Origin of the sequence: Paracoccus albicereus (assembly GCF_024359525.1) — a bacterium.
GTDB lineage: Bacteria > Pseudomonadota > Alphaproteobacteria > Rhodobacterales > Rhodobacteraceae > Paracoccus > Paracoccus albicereus.
In genome coordinates this window covers 62,226-78,450 of record NZ_JAKZEU010000004.1, presented here as the reverse complement: position 1 = coordinate 78,450, position 16,225 = coordinate 62,226, and the positions used below count along the sequence as shown (strand labels likewise).

General features: G+C 62.9%; 12 protein-coding genes and 2 tRNA genes. 8 read left to right on the top strand and 6 right to left on the bottom strand.

Annotated elements, in window-relative coordinates; translation table 11 throughout:
- Positions 1-55: 55 nt before the first annotated feature.
- From MLD63_RS11440 to MLD63_RS11410, 7 genes are all read left to right on the top strand, one after another.
- Positions 56-1,219, top strand: a complete 1,164-nt coding sequence (locus MLD63_RS11440) for an ABC transporter substrate-binding protein (protein ID WP_255330048.1) — start codon at positions 56-58, stop codon at positions 1,217-1,219.
- Between the two features lie 45 nt (positions 1,220-1,264).
- A complete protein-coding gene (locus tag MLD63_RS11435; RefSeq protein ID WP_255330047.1) occupies positions 1,265-2,182 on the top strand; it encodes a branched-chain amino acid ABC transporter permease in 918 nt (305 codons plus the stop codon).
- Entirely contained in the window at positions 2,179-3,120 is a 942-nt protein-coding gene (locus tag MLD63_RS11430; RefSeq protein WP_255330046.1) for a branched-chain amino acid ABC transporter permease, read from the top strand. The genes MLD63_RS11435 and MLD63_RS11430 overlap by 4 nt, the downstream gene beginning before the upstream one ends.
- Entirely contained in the window at positions 3,117-3,860 is a 744-nt protein-coding gene (locus MLD63_RS11425; protein WP_255330045.1) for an ABC transporter ATP-binding protein, read from the top strand. Before MLD63_RS11430 ends, MLD63_RS11425 begins: the two co-directional genes overlap by 4 nt.
- The gene (locus MLD63_RS11420; RefSeq protein ID WP_255330044.1) at positions 3,860-4,546 is read left to right on the top strand and encodes an ABC transporter ATP-binding protein; all 687 of its coding nucleotides are present in this window, start codon (positions 3,860-3,862) and stop codon (positions 4,544-4,546) included. The genes MLD63_RS11425 and MLD63_RS11420 overlap by 1 nt, the downstream gene beginning before the upstream one ends.
- 53 nt (positions 4,547-4,599) lie before the next feature.
- Positions 4,600-4,676, top strand: a tRNA-Arg gene (locus MLD63_RS11415).
- A 224-nt stretch (positions 4,677-4,900) separates the two neighbouring features.
- Positions 4,901-4,977 (top strand) — tRNA-Arg (locus MLD63_RS11410).
- Positions 4,978-5,158: 181 nt separating this feature from the next.
- On the opposite strand, the gene MLD63_RS11405 is transcribed toward MLD63_RS11410, so the two are convergent.
- The 6 genes from MLD63_RS11405 to MLD63_RS11380 all read right to left on the bottom strand — a co-directional run bounded on the left by MLD63_RS11405 (position 5,159) and on the right by MLD63_RS11380 (position 15,093).
- Positions 5,159-5,422: an MIT C-terminal domain-containing protein gene (locus MLD63_RS11405; protein ID WP_255330456.1), complete on the bottom strand. Its 264-nt coding sequence runs from the start codon at positions 5,420-5,422 to the stop codon at positions 5,159-5,161.
- A gap of 85 nt (positions 5,423-5,507) precedes the next feature.
- Positions 5,508-5,720: a KTSC domain-containing protein gene (locus MLD63_RS11400; RefSeq protein WP_255330043.1), complete on the bottom strand. Its 213-nt coding sequence runs from the start codon at positions 5,718-5,720 to the stop codon at positions 5,508-5,510.
- Positions 5,721-5,728: 8 nt separating this feature from the next.
- Positions 5,729-7,564 carry an ATP-binding protein gene (locus tag MLD63_RS11395; RefSeq protein WP_255330042.1) on the bottom strand — a complete coding sequence of 612 codons (1,836 nt, stop codon included), beginning with the start codon at positions 7,562-7,564 and terminating at the stop codon, positions 5,729-5,731.
- Positions 7,561-8,775 (bottom strand): SIR2 family NAD-dependent protein deacylase, encoded by a 1,215-nt coding sequence (locus MLD63_RS11390; protein WP_255330041.1) that lies wholly within the window; start codon positions 8,773-8,775, stop codon positions 7,561-7,563. Before MLD63_RS11390 ends, MLD63_RS11395 begins: the two co-directional genes overlap by 4 nt.
- 265 nt (positions 8,776-9,040) lie before the next feature.
- Positions 9,041-12,439, bottom strand: coding sequence for a UvrD-helicase domain-containing protein (locus tag MLD63_RS11385; protein ID WP_255330040.1), 3,399 nt, complete (start codon positions 12,437-12,439; stop codon positions 9,041-9,043).
- Positions 12,439-15,093 (bottom strand): PD-(D/E)XK nuclease family protein, encoded by a 2,655-nt coding sequence (locus tag MLD63_RS11380; RefSeq protein ID WP_255330039.1) that lies wholly within the window; start codon positions 15,091-15,093, stop codon positions 12,439-12,441. The genes MLD63_RS11385 and MLD63_RS11380 overlap by 1 nt, the downstream gene beginning before the upstream one ends.
- Positions 15,094-15,317: 224 nt before the next feature.
- Between MLD63_RS11380 and MLD63_RS11375 the strand changes: the two genes are divergently transcribed.
- Positions 15,318-16,202 carry a BrxR family helix-turn-helix transcriptional regulator gene (locus MLD63_RS11375; RefSeq protein ID WP_255330038.1) on the top strand — a complete coding sequence of 295 codons (885 nt, stop codon included), beginning with the start codon at positions 15,318-15,320 and terminating at the stop codon, positions 16,200-16,202.
- The last annotated feature ends 23 nt before the right edge of the window (positions 16,203-16,225 follow it).

Genomic DNA, 16,225 nt, shown 5'->3' with positions numbered 1-16,225 from the left:
CGCCGATAACGGCCGACCCCGCAACGGGGATGTTCCAACAGGAAGGTAGAGCCACATGACCCGCAAGATGCTGACGATTCTCGCCGCGACCACCTGCCTTGCGGGACCCGCGGCGGCGCAGGACGACGACACGCTGAAGATCGGCGTGCTGCTGACGCTGTCCGGGCCCGCCGCCGTTCTTGGGGAACAGGCGCGTGACGGCTTTCAGCTGGCGGCCGACGAGATCGGCGAGATCGGCGGAATGACGACAGAGATCATCATCGCCGACGACGAACAGAAGCCCGACATCGCCGCCAACAAGGCGCGCGAACTGGTCGAGCGTGACGGCGCCGACATCGTGGTCGGTCCCATCTTCTCGAACATCGCGGGCGCCATCGTGCAGCCCGTGACCGAAGGCGGTGCGATCCTGATCAGCCCGAATGCGGGACCATCGAACCTTGCCGGCGCGGAATGCAACAAGGCCTTCTTCTCGGTCAGCTATCAGAACGACCAGAACCACGAGGTGATGGGCGCCTATGCCAAAGGCCAGGGCTACGACAACGTCTTCCTGATCGCGCCGAACTATCAGGCCGGTCAGGACAGCCTTGCCGGCTTCAAGCACAGCTATGACGGCGGTGTCGCGGGGGAATTGTTCACGCAGCTGGGCCAGCTGGATTTCTCGGCCGAACTGGCGCAGATCGCAGCGATGCAACCCGATGCCGTCTTCGCCTTCATGCCAGGCGGTATGGGTGTGAACCTGGTCAAGCAGTATCGCCAGGCGGGACTTGAGACGATCCCGTTCCTATCTGCCTTCACCGTCGACGAATCCACGCTGCCCGCACAGCAGGACGCGGCGGTCGGCTTCTTCTCGGGGACCAACTGGGCACCGGATCTGGATACCGAGAAGAACAAGGCCTTCGTCGCTGCCTTCGAGGAGAAGTTCGGCAAGGTCCCTGCCAGCTATGCGGCCCATGGTTACGATGCCGCCTACCTGATCGATGCCGCCGTGCGCGCCGCTGGCGGCGTCGGCGACAAGGATGCGCTGATCGCGGCGCTGGAAGCGGCCGATTTCGACTCGGTCCGTGGTGATTTTGCCTTCGGTCCGAACCATTTCCCGGTGCAGGACTTCTACCTGGCCGAGGTGGTCAAGCGCGACGACGGCATGTTCGCAACGTCGATCGTCGAGCCGATCTTCGAGGATTACGCCGACACCTATGTCGGCGATTGCCAGATGGACTGAGCGAGTGGGCGCGCGCCTGACGGCCGCGCCCTTCGCGTTTCAGCCATGACCAACCTTTTCCTGCTGCAACTGCTCAACGGCGTCCAACTGGGGATCCTGCTGTTCCTGATCGCTGCCGGCCTGACGCTGGTCTTCGGGATCATGGATTTCGTGAACCTTGCCCACGGCGTGATCTACATGGTCGGCGCCTATCTTCTGGTGAGCTTCGCGCGGATGACGGGCGGTTACTGGACCGGCCTTGCGCTAACCCTGCCGACGGTTCTGATCCTGGGTCTGGCGCTGGAACTGTTGGTCTTCCGACATCTCTATGACCGCAGTCACCTGGATCAGGTTCTGGCGACCTTCGGTCTGGTCATGGTGGTGACCGAGGCGGTGCAGATCATCTGGGGCGCAGCACCCCTGACCGCCGCGATGCCCGAGGCGCTGTCGGGTTCTATCCCACTGATTGGACCATTGCGCTATCCCGTCTTTCGACTGGCCATCATCGCGGCGGGTCTGCTGACGGGTCTTGGCCTTTGGTACATCATCACCCGGACCCGGATCGGCATGCGCCTGCGGGCTGGGGCCACGCATCGCGGCATCGTATCGGCGCTTGGCGTGGATATCGGCAAGCTGTTCAGCCTGATCTTCGCCTTCGGCGCAATGCTTGCGGGATTTGCCGGCGCCTTGGTCGCGCCGATCCTGTCAGTCGATCCTGGTATGGGCGAAAGTGTCCTGATCCTGGCCTTCGTTGTGATCGTCATCGGCGGCATCGGCTCGATCAAGGGCGCCTTCGCAGGCGCGCTGCTGGTCGGCATCGTTGACACGCTGGGTCGCAGCTTCGGCCCGATCGTGCTGCGCGCGGTGCTGGAACCCGCGGCGGCCGGGCAGGCGGGCCGCGTCCTTGCACCGATGCTGGTCTACATCCTGATGGCGATGGTCCTGGCCGTGCGGCCCGCGGGCCTTTTCGGAGCCAAGGCATGAGGGGGCGCGCGCTTGCCGCGACGCTGATCTTCGCGGCGTTCGCGGCCGTGCCACCACTCGCGTACTGGGCGAATGACCCTTACCTGATCGTCATCGCCTCCCGTATCGTCGCCTTCGCGATCGCCGCACTCGCACTGGACCTGATCCTTGGCTACGGCGGCATGGTCAGCTTCGGTCACGCGGCCTTCGTCGGCATCGGCGCCTACTCCGTCGCGATCCTCGGCCAGGCAGGCATCACCGATCTGATGCTTCAGCTTTTGGCCGCAATCGTCGCAGCCTCTGCCTTCGCGCTGGTGACGGGTGCGATTTCCCTGCGCACGCGCGGGGTCTACTTCATCATGATCACGCTGGCCTTCGCGCAGATGGCCTATTTTTTCTTCGTGTCGTTGTCCGCCTATGGCGGGGACGACGGCATGACATTGTCCTCGCGCTCGACGTTGTTCGGCAGCGACATGCTGCGGGACGATGGCATCTTTTTCTACGTCTCGTTGGGTTTGCTGGGGGCCCTGTTCCTGATCGCGACCCGGATCGTCGGCTCGCGGTTCGGACGCGTGCTGCGCGGATCGCGCGAGAACGCGTTGCGGATGAACGCGATCGGTTTTTCGCCCTTTCGCTACCAGCTGGTGGCCTATGTCATCTCCGGCGCGATGGCTTCGGTCGCTGGCGTGGTGCTGGCCAATCAGACCAAGTTCGTCTCACCGGCCTTCATGAACTGGCACGTCTCGGGGGAATTGATCGTCATGGTCGTCCTCGGCGGCGTCGGTAACCTGATCGGTGCGGTCTTCGGCGCGGTCGTGGCGCTGGTGCTGCAGGAATTCCTCGGCGCTTTCACCGACCATTGGCAGCTCTGGTTCGGGCTGATCCTTGTCGGTGTCACACTCGCCTCGCGCGACGGTGTCGGCGGGCTGGTCCGCCGCCTGACCGGAGGCAAGCGATGAGCCTTCTGGTCGTGGACAAGCTTTGCAAACGCTATGGCGCTCTCAAGGTGACGGACGATCTGGCGCTGTCGGTCGAGCCGGGTGAACTGCACGCGATCATCGGGCCGAACGGTGCCGGGAAATCGACCCTGATCGCCCAGCTTTCCGGGGAAGCGCGCTGCGATTCCGGCTCGATCCGCTTTGATGGCGAAGAAATCTCGGGCCTGCCGATGCATCGCCGCGTCGCGCGGGGACTGTCGCGGTCCTTTCAGATCACCTCGATCCTGCCGGGCTTCACCGTGCTGGAGAACGTTGCCACCGCCGTTCAGGCACGGGAAGGCAGCTCATTCAGCTTCTTGGGCCGCGTCGCGGATGAAAGCGCGCTGAACGATCAGGCCGTGACAGCGCTGGGGCGGGTCGGCCTGACCGACCGGGCTGGTACCATCGCCGGATCACTGAGTCACGGAGAGAAGCGGCAGCTTGAACTCGCCATCGCCTTGGCCACCAAGCCGCGGTTGCTGCTGCTCGACGAACCCCTGGCCGGCACATCCGGTGGCGAGGCGGAACGCTTGGTCGAAGTGATGCGTAGCCTGAAGGGCGAAGTAACGACGGTTCTGATCGAACACGACATGGACGCGGTGTTCCGGCTTGCCGACCGCGTGTCCGTTCTGGTCTACGGCCGTATCATCGCCACCGGCTCACCGGACGTCGTCCGCGCTGACCCGCAGGTGCGCGCCGCCTATCTGGGCGAGGAGGCGTGATGCTGCAGGTCGAAGGGCTGGAGGCCTCCTATGGCGACAGCAAGGTCCTGCACGGGATCGACCTGTCGGTGGGCGACGGGCAGGTCGTCACGCTGCTCGGCCGGAACGGTATGGGCAAGACGACGACGGTGAGGACGATCTTCGGGCTGCTGAAGGCGCGCGCTGGACGGGTTGTGATTGCCGGGACCGACCTGACCAATGCCGCGCCGCATCGGATCGCGCGCGCGGGGCTGGGATTGGTACCGGAAGGACGGCAGATCTTTCCGACGCTCGACGTGCGCGAGAATCTGCTGGCCGCGGCGCGCCCCGGACAGTGGACGCTGGACCGTGTGCTGGGTCTGTTTCCCCGTCTCGGTGAGCGCGCCGGGCACATGGGCAACCAGTTGTCGGGCGGCGAACAGCAGATGCTGGCGATCGGTCGGGCTCTGATGACCAACCCGCGGCTGATGGTTCTGGACGAAGCGACGGAAGGGCTGGCGCCGTTGATCCGGGACGAGATCTGGGACTGTCTTGCTGCATTGAAGCGGGCAGGCGAGGCGATCCTGGTGATCGACAAGAACATCGACGCGCTGATGCGGCTCGCCGACCGTCATGTGGTGATCGAGAAGGGCCGCGTGGTCTGGACCGGCGACAACGCGGCGCTGCAGGCCGCGCCCGAGGTGCGGGACCGCTACCTCCACGTCTGAACGTGCATAAGGCCATTGCGATACCGCGCGTTCGCCGCTATTCAGGCCCGCACGCACCCGTAGCTCAGCTGGATAGAGCGCTGCCCTCCGAAGGCAACGCTAAGTCAAGTGGGTTGTGTATGCGGGTGTAAAAAAGTGAGTGAAGCCAAACGATTGGCGAAACTCGGAGGAAGCGAGAAAACTGCTTCCGTAGTCGCGGAAGCACTGCGGAAGCAAACTAGAAGGAGGTTGTAGGCGGCGAAGGGCGGCAAAAGGGCTTATCTGATTAGGAGCCTTGATGACGTTCGAGTCGACGATGAGTTCAGGTTTGCGATTGACCCGCTTGCGGGTTAGACATTATCGCATCCTCTAGATGCACCCGTAGCTCAGTTGGATAGAGTGACGGCCTCCGAAGCCGTAGGTCACAGGTTCGAATCCTGTCGGGTGCACCACCTTCTTTGTGAGGGTTGGCTTCATGGGTCGAGTATTGCTCCCCGCGCGGAATTCTTTCAATTCCATAAGGGCCTTGCCGCAAGGGTCGAATACTAACGACCGTGCAGCCTACCATGGCTCACTCTCGGGAATGGAAGACCATCGCACCAGCAACGCGAGCAGCAACTCGCAAGCCGAGTTTTACGAGCTCTCAACGTAGGTCACGTAGAATCCACGGATCATGCGGTGCTCCTGCATCCGTTCCCCCAGTGAAAAACCGTTCATCTTGCGAGGTGTCGGCTGAAAAATATCCAGCCCTCGATCCAGAACCATCTTCCAGCCGGTGTCCGTCGTGATGTCGCGGGCATGGATCGTTCCGCTCCCGTCAAACGCCCAGGTGAAATCAACGCCCGTACCAGTGCAGGCCTGACGCCAAAGGGAACTCCGAACATGAGGGCGTAGCAGCGCGTCGTATTGCAGCGTGCAAATAGGACAAGGCGCGTCAACCTCCCAATTGAGAATCGGCCATTAACAGCGCGATTGCCAGGAGCTACCCGACGCGGGAATACGGATAGGCGTTCCTAATGTAGAGGTTAAGGAATTGCCCTTTAGACGGAGCAGCCATGAGTTGCTCATGTAGTCCGGAAGGTACGTTGAAATATTGGTATATCGAGCCATTAGTGAACTCGATTTCCAGCGTTTCGCTATCGGAGTCATAACCGATCGATGCAATGTTGCTGGAGGAAACCGGGTCTCGAATCACAGGATTTCCTATCGTTCGTTTTCGTTGATGGGGGTCCGCTCAATCGCAATATCTCGCACAACGGCGGTGGTTCGTTGTGCGCGCCATGACGCCACCATGCGGTCATAGCCTTCTGCTACACGACGGGTTCGCCAGGCTTTGCTGACTTCGGGATCCGAACTGCGAGGCAGGCGATCTGCGGGCGGAAGCGATACGCGACAGCGGACGGGGAGTCGCGCGGCTTCACCGGAGATGATTGCCTCACCGGTCCGCAGTACTGGCAGCAGATCCATGAGGCCCGATAGATTATCTGGAAGCGCGCCCTTCACCCGCCCGCGGTCGGCTGGGTTGGACAGCCGCAGCGCTATGAGCGTCCCACACTGGGAGAGCACGGTCTCGTCGATCTCGGACGGACGCTGCGAGACCAGCATGGCTCCAACCCCGTACTTGCGACCTTCCTTTGCGATGCGCTTCACAATGTCCGCAGCGACATTGCCGCTATTGGGGCTGACATATCGGTGAGCTTCCTCCATCACCACAAGCAGAGGTCGCAGTACGCCTCCCTCTGTCTTCTCCCGGCTCCAATAGAGCGCTTCATAGACAACACGAAGTATGGAGCCAATAAGCCGGACCAAGACGCTGCTGGGCACGCCAGAGAGGTCGAGGATTGTGATTGGACGATCGTGGCCAAGCCAGCCGGCCAGCAGCGTATCAAGATCCTGTGCTGATTGTCCGGCGAGGTCGGGCTCCCAGGGACCGGGATGTAGGATAAAATCGTACCGTCGGTCTAGAAGACGAGAACGCAGCAAATTGAGGGGTCGACGGATGCCTTTGGCAGCCTGATTGAGGAATGGCCCAGCCGCTCCCATCGCGTGCGGTGTATAACGAGGAGGAGTTAAAGTCGCTGGGTCGCCGGCAGCTTCGAGCGCAGGCTGGTCGCGCTGCGGCCCCGTGAATGTGGCCGTTTCAAAGTCGATCAGGTCATACCAGAGCTTTTTCAGCGAAAATGGCACAGGACTGTCAACGGTGAGGGATTGAGGGTCGAGACCCGGAAGTGCGCCAGCGCCAAGCCGGTTTTCCTTCAACTCCTGGATCTTATCAGTAAACGCCATCAGATGATTGTCGCTGAGTCCGCCAGCGATGAAGTCAAGCAGCTCTCCGGCCTCCAACGCCCAGTAGGGAACGAACAGAGGTTCTTCGCCTGGGGACGGCGAAGCACTGAACGTTTTGGCAAGATCCCCGAGTGCGGCAGAGTATTCCCCGTGCACATCCAATAGTAGGATGCGTGCGCCGCTAGCGGCTACACTTTCGGACGTGCGGACGATGGAGCGAAGTATGCTCGCAACGGTGGTTGACTTACCTGATCCCGTCGAACCGACGATGGCGCTATGCCGGGTGACAAGCGCGTCGAGTGACAAACGCACGACGATATTCTCGGCGCTCGAAAGCGTCCCGATTTCGACCTGATCCTCCTCTGCACCACCGTATATGCGACGAAGATCCTTCTGGGTGACTAGGTGGACGGCATCGTCGACATTGGGATGTTGACTGAGGCCACGCTCAAAGTGCTCGCCGGTCGCTTCACCTGCCAACTCCACGCGCATCCAGCGTCCGGTGTCTTGGCCATCTATCTCTGCAACTGCGACGGGTTGGAGCGCAGCGGCGGCCCCGATCTCGGCGACGACACCATAAAGGTCCTGATACCCGAGAGGAATACGGACGAAACTGCCGACCTGGCCGACGCGGTAGGTGTGGCCATCAATCATAGCCAGGCCGGACGAGAGAGACTCGGCCAGCCTTACCGTGATGGTCGAGCCTGACACGGCGCTCACACGCCCGAGATAAGTAGGATCGGTTGCAGTCATGCCGACACCGCAGTCGGATCGGTTCCATCAATCGGAACACTTGCGTCGATCGGTCGCGCGAGGTCGGGTGAGTAGGACAGCGCACAGAAGCGGCTGAAGCTCGCAAAGTCGCCCAAGAGGAAGGCATCACCGCTCCCGCGCTTGCCCCAGAAACTTGAACGAATTTCCCCCCAATTCTTGGGTAAATCACCCAAACGCCACTGACCAGGAATACCGCCGACCACAGCAGCATCGCTGGCGTAGACTGAAAGATTCGGATGTTCGAAGGCGAGCTTCCGCGCGGGCTCCTCTTCGGCAAGAGTTTGGAACTGCAACGCGATAACCGCTGCATTGGCGTTCATTGCGAGCGCCTCACCTAGCACTGCGCAGATATGAGCATCACGGAACGAAAAGCCTGTGGTCAGAAGCACTGTGTCGGGCGTCAGCAGAAACCGCTTCAATCGCTCGAACAGCGCAGCGTAAGGCTGCTTCTGCGTCAGATCGTACTTGAGGTGGTCCGGGTAGACGAGCTCGGTGCAATCCGTGCCGCCGCAGCGGACCACTGTTCCACTGTCACTTTTCCAACCCAGTGATCCATGAAGTTTCCAAACGCGGGACCAACGCGGGGGCAAATCGTTGCCAGCCACGGTGACTGGGTCAAAGAAAGGTGCTTGTCCGCCGGCGAAACCATCGAAATACGGTGCTTTTGCCTGCTCGAATGCGGATTCAATTAACAGGTCGTAGTTTGTGGTGAATATCTCGACCGGGTGGGCTCGCTGTGTTCCGCTCACCCAGGAAACTAGCTCGTGATAGGGGGTTCGTCCTTCAGGTAGCTTCGCACCGACGATCTCGCCGATCGCGTCGCAGATCGCCTTCCCCAGCGCGGCATAGCCGGTGCCGTCAAGGCCATGCACTGGCGTGTCCCCGAGCGCAGTCTGGAGTAGACGAATCTTGGACAATATCGTCTCGATGTTGCCGCCATGTGGCAGGGATTTGCGGATTGCAGCCGTAGCGGCAGCTTCCTTCCCGGTTAGCTTCAGCAATGCCTGGTCGGTCAAAACGTTCACACCAGGGATCAGCGCCTGACCGTTAGGATCAAGCTTGCCAGCCGCGTCAACTCGAACGGAGAGAGGCCCACCCGCACCGATCAAGACGCCAATGCGTTTGCGTCCCTGCGACAGGATTTGTCGGAGATCGGCCATAAAGCGATCCGGATTATGTACGGTGTCCAAAACGCCCACCTTTTCTAGCTATGCTTCAAAAATCACGGTTATCAGAACGGAACTCAGAACGGGAATATTTGCTGAACTGATGTCATCGTGCGATTCCTTTATGGGTGTAGCTCCGCATGAAAATATTGGCGAAGACCACGTTGGCGCTGCAAATGACGGACGACTGCCCCATGCGTCCAACCAAGTAAAACTGAGCTCGGCGTATGGTGAAAGCCGCTGTTCTCGGTCGCTACGACGATCGATCCAGGCAAGAGAAGACATTCGTTCAGACCGCCTCGCTCTTAGTCAACTGCGTCGGCAGTACAGGGATGATGGCGCCGGAGGTCATCAGCACGATCAGTCCGCGCTCTGCGCCGGTCATGTCGAGATAGGCCCGCACCTGCGCCCGATAGTGGTCGAGCGTTCCGGGGGCCGGGGCCACGTCGCTTTTCCAGTCGATGACGACGGCGGGACTGCCCCCGGCCGCTAGGGTTAGTGCGTCAGCGATCCCGGCCGTTGCGGTTTCCACGCCATCGGTCGCCTGCGCGGCATAGACGGGAAACTCGGCCAGAAGACCGGGCCGCAAGGCCGCGATGTCAGGCAGTGCAAGGGTTTTGACGACACAGCCTGCCATTTCGGCGGCCGACAATCCCGTTGCCGGATCGGCAACCGGAGAGCGGCCAAGGGCGAAGATGAGTTCGGCGGCCCGTTCGATAAGCGCGGCCTCTGTTTCATGGGTCTCGCCGGTCAGCGCCTCTTCCATGAGCTTGTGTAGGATCAGCCCGCGCTCGCGGCCGCCCTGAACCAAGGCACCGGCCTCCAGCTCGGGGGGCTGGTCATCGACTGATCCCGCCCAGAGCGCGGCTTCTTCTTCCCGGAGCACGGTTCCGGCTGCATTTTCGTCGCGGCTGGGCGCAAGCCAAGTCAGATGCGTCTGTCCAGCGGCGATGGTTTCGGCTTCGGCTGCGAAGCTCGCGCGCGTCTGGGTGTTGCCCGCTCCAGCGCCTGTCGCCGTGAGGTCGGCAAGCAGGTGGGACACGTCCAGGCCGGGCAGTTCGGCGAGCGACAGATCGACGAGACCGATCCAGGCAGATTTCGAAGGTGTGGTGTCGAGGCGAGGCAGGACGAGGAGTTCTCTGGCGCGGGTGGCAGCGACGTACCAGAGCCGGATGCGTTCACGGTCCAGTTCGTCCTTTTCTGCCTGGCGCGCGGCCTCGTAAGCCTCGGGTGGGACACCCAGGACCGGGCAATAGAAGGTTTCCGTCTGGCGGTCGATCACCGCGCTTTCAGGCGCCATGACGCCGGTCATGGTGTTTATCGGAATGACGATCGGCCATTCCAGCCCCTTGGCCGCGTGCATGGTGAAAAGCGCAACGGCTTCCTCCTGGGCGTCCGGCCGGCCCTCGACGGCCCGCGCCTCGTCGGACCACGCCGCTGTCATCGCCTCGGCGAAGGCGCGCAGGCCGCGCACGGCGTAGCCGGTCGACAGGCTGAGATAGAGATCGATATTGGCGAGTGTGCGCTCGGCCTGACCGCGATGGCGCTGGAGGAGCAGCGGGCGGACGCGCATCACATCGATGGCCTGTGATAACAGCTCGTGCGGGGTCGTGCTGTTGCTGCGCCGGGAGAGCGATTGCAACCGCTCGATGACCTCCCGTGCGAGGGGATGGGTGATGACGGCGGGGTCGATGCTCAAATCCAGCCGCGGAATCCGATCCGGCTGTTCCTCCGAGCGCGGAAGCCCCCAGATGATGTCCAGCAGGTCTTCCTCCGTGAGGCCGACCAGAGGCCCGCGCAACAGCGCGCCGAGCGCCAGCGTGTCGCGGCGATCGGCGAGGACACGGGTCAACGCGATCAGGTCTTGGATCTCCTGGCGGCGGAACAGCCCCTTGCCGGCCTGGGTCGCCACAGGGATGCCGCGGCGTTCCAGGGCTTCCTCATAGCGCCACAGCTCCGCGCCGGTCGGCGCTAGCAAAGCGATGTCACCAGGCTGGCAGGGACGCTCCGTGCCACTGCGACGGTCGACGATAGGGTGGCTGTCGATCAGCCGAGCGCACAGATCAGCGATGGCGTCGGCCTCGGCATCACGCTGTCGCTCAGCGCTGGCTTTGCCGTTTTCGTCGGCCACGGCGATATCGATCGCCGCCACGCACAGGCCGCCGCGATCATCATGAAACGGATCGAGGGCGGTGAAGCCCGGCTGCCCATCAGCAGAGAGTACAGCCTCGAAGCGCTCGTTGACGAAGGTCAGAATCGAGGCGCAGGAGCGGAAATTGGTGGAGATCGACAGAAGGCTGCCGGGGTCCTGGGCGTGGAAGGCGTCGCGCGCCTGCACATAGGCGCCGACATCGGCGCCACGAAAGCGATAGATTGCCTGTTTGGGGTCGCCGACCAGGAAGAGCGCTCCCGGCCGAATTCGGAACAGGGCCCAGTCATCAACGCCGTCGACCGTGTCGCCACACAGCCGCCAGAAGATCTCGGTTTGTAGGGGATCTGTGTCCTGGAACTCGTCGACGAGGATATGGGCGAAGCGCTGTCCCAGTGCGCGCCGGACATCGTCATGATCGCGCAGCAGATCGCGTGCGGCGAAAATCAGATCGTCGAAGTCGAGTTGAGCGCTCGCACGCTTGTGGTCGCGATAACGCTCCAGAATCGGGCGCACTTCTTCGATCAGCGCCGCCAGGGCCTGGCTAGCCGCAGTCTGAACAAGCGAAACCCAGGCGTCGCAGCAGGCGGTGTAGTGGGTGTCGGCAGCGTCGTTCAGCCTGTCGCCGTCAGCCTTGGAAAGGCCTGCCTGCTTTGCTGCGGCAGCCCATTTGCCCTTCTTGCGATAGGAGGCGAAGGCGCCGTCCTTCTTGCAAAGATCCGGATGGGGTCGCGAGGTCAGGAGTCGGACGAGGCCCGCAGGTGTTGCGGGATCGGTACCGCTCGCCAAGGCGGTCGCCATGTCGGCCAGCCGCTCGACGATCGACACCGTTTCCGGCTCGACAGCAGCCGTCCCGTCCATGAAGCCCGCGAAATCCGTTGTGGCCTGCCGGAATGCCGTCAGATTGCCAACGAGCGGGGAGACAGGCGGGGCTGCGAGCGTGCGGCGTCGGCGCAGATTCTCCGCGATCTTGTGGATGAGCGCCACGGTTTCGCCGGGTCTGTGCAGCACCATTTCGGCAAGGATGCCGCCCTGGCCACCTGACAGGCGCTCGCGCAGCCAGCCGTCGACAATTTCGAGGAATGTGAGATCAGCCTGGTTGCGGTCTATGACGCCGGCACCAGGATCGATGTCGGCCTCCGCCGGGTAGGGTTTGATCAAACGCTGGCATAAGCCGTGGATGGTCGAACAGGTGATCTCGTCGATCGCGGCGCTGGCGGCGGCGAGATTGTCACGTTGGGCCTGGGACAGCCCATCGGGCAGCGCCACGCGAAGTTCGGGCGCGATCTTGCCGGCCGAGAGGTCGGTGACGAACTCTCGGATACGGGACAGCAGCTCACTCGCGGCGAGTTCGGTGAAGGTGACTGCGGCAATGGAGCGCGGCGAGACGCCTTCTGCGAGCATGGCGGCGATGCGCCCGGCCATGACGGCGGTCTTGCCCGAACCGGCGCCGGCCTCAACCAGGATCGACCGATCGTGGAGGCTAATCGCGGCGCGGCGCGCACCGTCATCTTTCAGCACTGTGGACACGCTGCTCATCATTCCGCCTCCCAGATCTGAGCGACTTCGCCAAGCCGCTCCGTCGCGGCCGGCATCTTGCGTTTGCAATAGGTGGCGCTGGCATTGGCCGGCAGGGCGAAGGAGAGGTCGTCATAATCGCCGCCGGTGTCGGGACCAGGCAGGGCCGCGCCGCTGGCGAGACTGATCCTTGCCGCACGCAGATAGCCCGTGATCTCCGCGAGCACAGCCTCGGGGTCGTCGAGTTGGAGATCGACCGGCTCTCGCGGGTAGAGCAGCGAGGCGCTGATAGCGACGTCGTCGCCGAGGAGTGCCTTCACCGCGAAGGCATAAAGGCAGCGCTGGAGCTCGCGGCCGCCGTTCAATCGGATGTCGCCCCGAGGCTGGCGACCGGTCTTGTAGTCGCGGACGAGTGCGCGCTTGCCGTCGCCCGAGATGTCGAGCCGGTCGATATAGCCGGCGATGTTGAAGCCGGTGTCAGGGATCGTGACCGGCGCGCTCGCATCCCACGGCGCTTCAGCGTCGGATTTCGGCTCCGAGCCGCCAAACGGGACTTCGCCATAGGCACGCGCGCCGGGCAGGGCATCGTCGCCATAGGACAGGGCGCGGCCCGCCATTACGCGGGCGTCGTCAAGCGTGCGCTCCCAGATGACAGGGGGCGGGAGCGGACGCTCGCTTTCCCAGTCGACGGCGACCGCTTGCGCGGCCCGGGCCACTGCCGCCTCGACAGTCTCCGTATCGGCGGATGCAAGCCCGCCCCCGGCTTCGAGATCGCGCAAGGCGCGGTCGAGAACCATGTGGACGAGGTCGCCAATCCCGAGCGCGTCGAGCACGAGCGGTTCGGCGCTGCTCTGCGGCTGGCGCCATCCGAACGCATAGACCCACACGAAGCTGAGCGGATTGCGCAGCAGGCGGCGAAGCGAGCTGGCTGATTGGGTACGGCCGAGGATGGCGAGCACGAGCGGGTGGTCCGCCCGCACGAGCCCATCGTGGGGGGTGATCTCGGTCAGCCGCCAGTCGCGCCAGCAGCCCTGCGCGCCGATAGCTTGCGGATCGGCCGCGAATTCTTGGGGCCGGGCCATAAGACGGTCGGTTTCGCTGAAGGCATGCACCGGCGCTGCGTTGCGGCGGACGTAGGTTTCATCGCCTAGCCCGGAGAGTAACTGGCTGCGCCCCAGGAGGCGCCCGTCGCTGTGGCGCCGAGCGCGAGAGAGAACGACGCTGTCGGCCGTCGTGGCGAGGATCGTCTCAAAGTCGCGGCGGTCGGCGAGGTTCACAGGCAGTGGGTCGAGCACCGGGGTCGGGATGATATGGTCCGGGATCAGTCTGTCCTCGGCGATCCCGCGCGGCCAGCGTGAGGAATTGAGCCCCAGGAGTCGCACGAAGCGGCGGGGCGACGCCGCGAGTGCGCTGGCCGGCATCCAGGCGACAGAGACGGACGCTTCCAGTCCGTCGTCCTGCTTCAGTGTCTCCAGCGTCGCGTCGATCGAGGCGGCGGATCCGGTGAGCAGTGCTTTGCGCCAGATTGTAAGCGCTCGACCTTTGAGGAAGGTTTCGCCGATCTCGGCTGCGGCGTCCGGTCCTTTCGCCAGCATCTCCACACCCATGCGCAGCGCCGGAGCATGGTCTGCGCCGTCGGGCCAGTCTTCCGGCGTCAGGCGGGCGAACAGCCGATTCCAGGCACCCGGTGTCGAGAGGGGCGCATCGGTCGGCAGGACGCGCAGCCAGCTTTCGGGCAGGGTCTCGAAAGGGCCTGTGTCTCGGCATAACGCCGCGAGGCGACGTAGCCGTGCTTGCGACAGGCCGCGCACGACGATGTCGGCCAGCGCCGCGGCTGCCTGGCCCTCGCGGGTGGTGACGATCCGGACGCCATGAACAAAATGCAGGTCGATGTTGGCGTCGGCGCGCAGCGCTAGGAAATGATCGTCATAGTCGGCCGGCGACGCGGCCGCGATCGCTATTTCCGAGGGCGATACGCCTGAGGCTAGCCGGCTTCGCACCCAGCGCATCGCCTCGATGGTCTCGTGAAAAGCTGTCGCCGCACTGACGGCGCTGATTTCCGGCGTTCGCGCCGGCGAGCGCGAGACAGCGACGTCCGTATCCTCCAGCCACGCAGGGACGCTCCTCGGGCCGGCCGTCCACTGTACGGGGATATGTGTGGTAAGGGCCTGGAGCAGAGGCCTCCAGCAGGGCGAGAGTTCGGTGAGGCCAGCGATCTCCATCGGGCCAATGACGGCCGGGGCATGACCAATGCGTGCGCTTGCGGCGGCGACGATGTCGACGGGGCGCATCATGCCGGACGGAAGTCGGTCGAGGACGGCCGCCTTCAGGCGTGCGATCGCGGCGAGACGCGGATGATCGGCCGCGCGGGCGGCAAGATCAATGCCCGCGCGCCAGGCCTTGTGGAGCGTGTCGGCCGCTGCATCGATCATGCCGGGAAGGGTCTTGATGCTTTCCAATTCGCCCATTGGAGTCGCTAGCAGAGCTTCCTGAATGGCGGCGCGCAAGCTCTCGTCGTCGATGGGCCGGGCAAAACCGCCGGCAAGCCGGACGGCTGCCTGCTCGAAAGACATCACCTGAAGGCCGTGACGGCTGTCGCGGGCCGCTGCCAGCCGGCTCTCCAGCATGGCGAGGCGGCCATGAACCACCTGCGTGAATCGACTCGCGTTGGTCATGGCCGTTTTCCTTGGGGATGCTGCCTTATTTCCCGGATTCCAAGGCAGCGGCGGTGACCATCGCGAGTCGATTTTGCTTTCCGAATTGCGCATTGCATGCCTTGTCCCTCCCAGAATTCGTGTTCGATCGCCCGTTGACCGATGATCATAATGAGGATATTAAATACACGGACTATTTTGATGTGTCCATATAGTTTTTATGCTCACTGCGCGAGACTGAAGCGATGGCAGAGGCCGCTACGGCGTTGAAATGGGGGGTGGAACGCCGACTCGAATTTATCGAGTTCCGGCTGTTCTGGGAGGGCTCGTTCAATCGAGGCGACCTTGTTGAGGCATTCGGCGTGTCGATTCCGCAGGCGTCCAAGGACCTAACACTCTATCAGGAGCGGGCGCCGGGAAACATGAAGTACGACACGCGCGGGAAGCGATACATCGCCGCCGAGAAGTTCGTGCTCCGCTTTCTCGACCCGGACCCCTACGTCTATCTCGCGCAGCTTCGCTCGGTCGCGGAAGGCGCTGTGCCGTCACACGACTCCTGGATTGCGGCGCTTCCCAGCACCGACGTCGCGCTGACCCCCAGGCGGGATATCGACATTGAGGTTCTACGCAAGGTCCTCGACGCCAGCCGTGAGGGTGTCTCCGTTGATGTCTTCTATCAGTCGATGAACAAGGTTCGTCCGGACCCCATTTGGCGCCGGATTACGCCCCACGCATTCGGCTATGATGGCTTTCGGTGGCACGCCCGGGCCTATTGCCACCTCGAACACAAGTTCAAGGATTTCCTGCTGCCGCGCATTCTGGACGTTGGCGCGAAGGGCGAGCCCGGGGAAGCCGGTGAGTGCGATTGGCTCTGGAACAACTATTTCGACGTCGCCATAGGTCCGCATCCTGCACTCACGGCGAGCCAGAAGAAGGTGGTCGCCAAGGATTATGGGCTGGATCACGGTAACGGCGTGCTCACGGTTCGTTACGCGATGCTCTTTTATGTTTTGAAGCGCCTTGGTTTGCTTGGTGATGTAGCAAAACAAAGCGCCCATACGCAGCATATAGTTACAATAAACCGCAAGGAAACTGAGGCCGCGTTGGAGAAGGCGGGACTTCAGTTATGAACGAGTCGGAAGGAAGCGTTGGC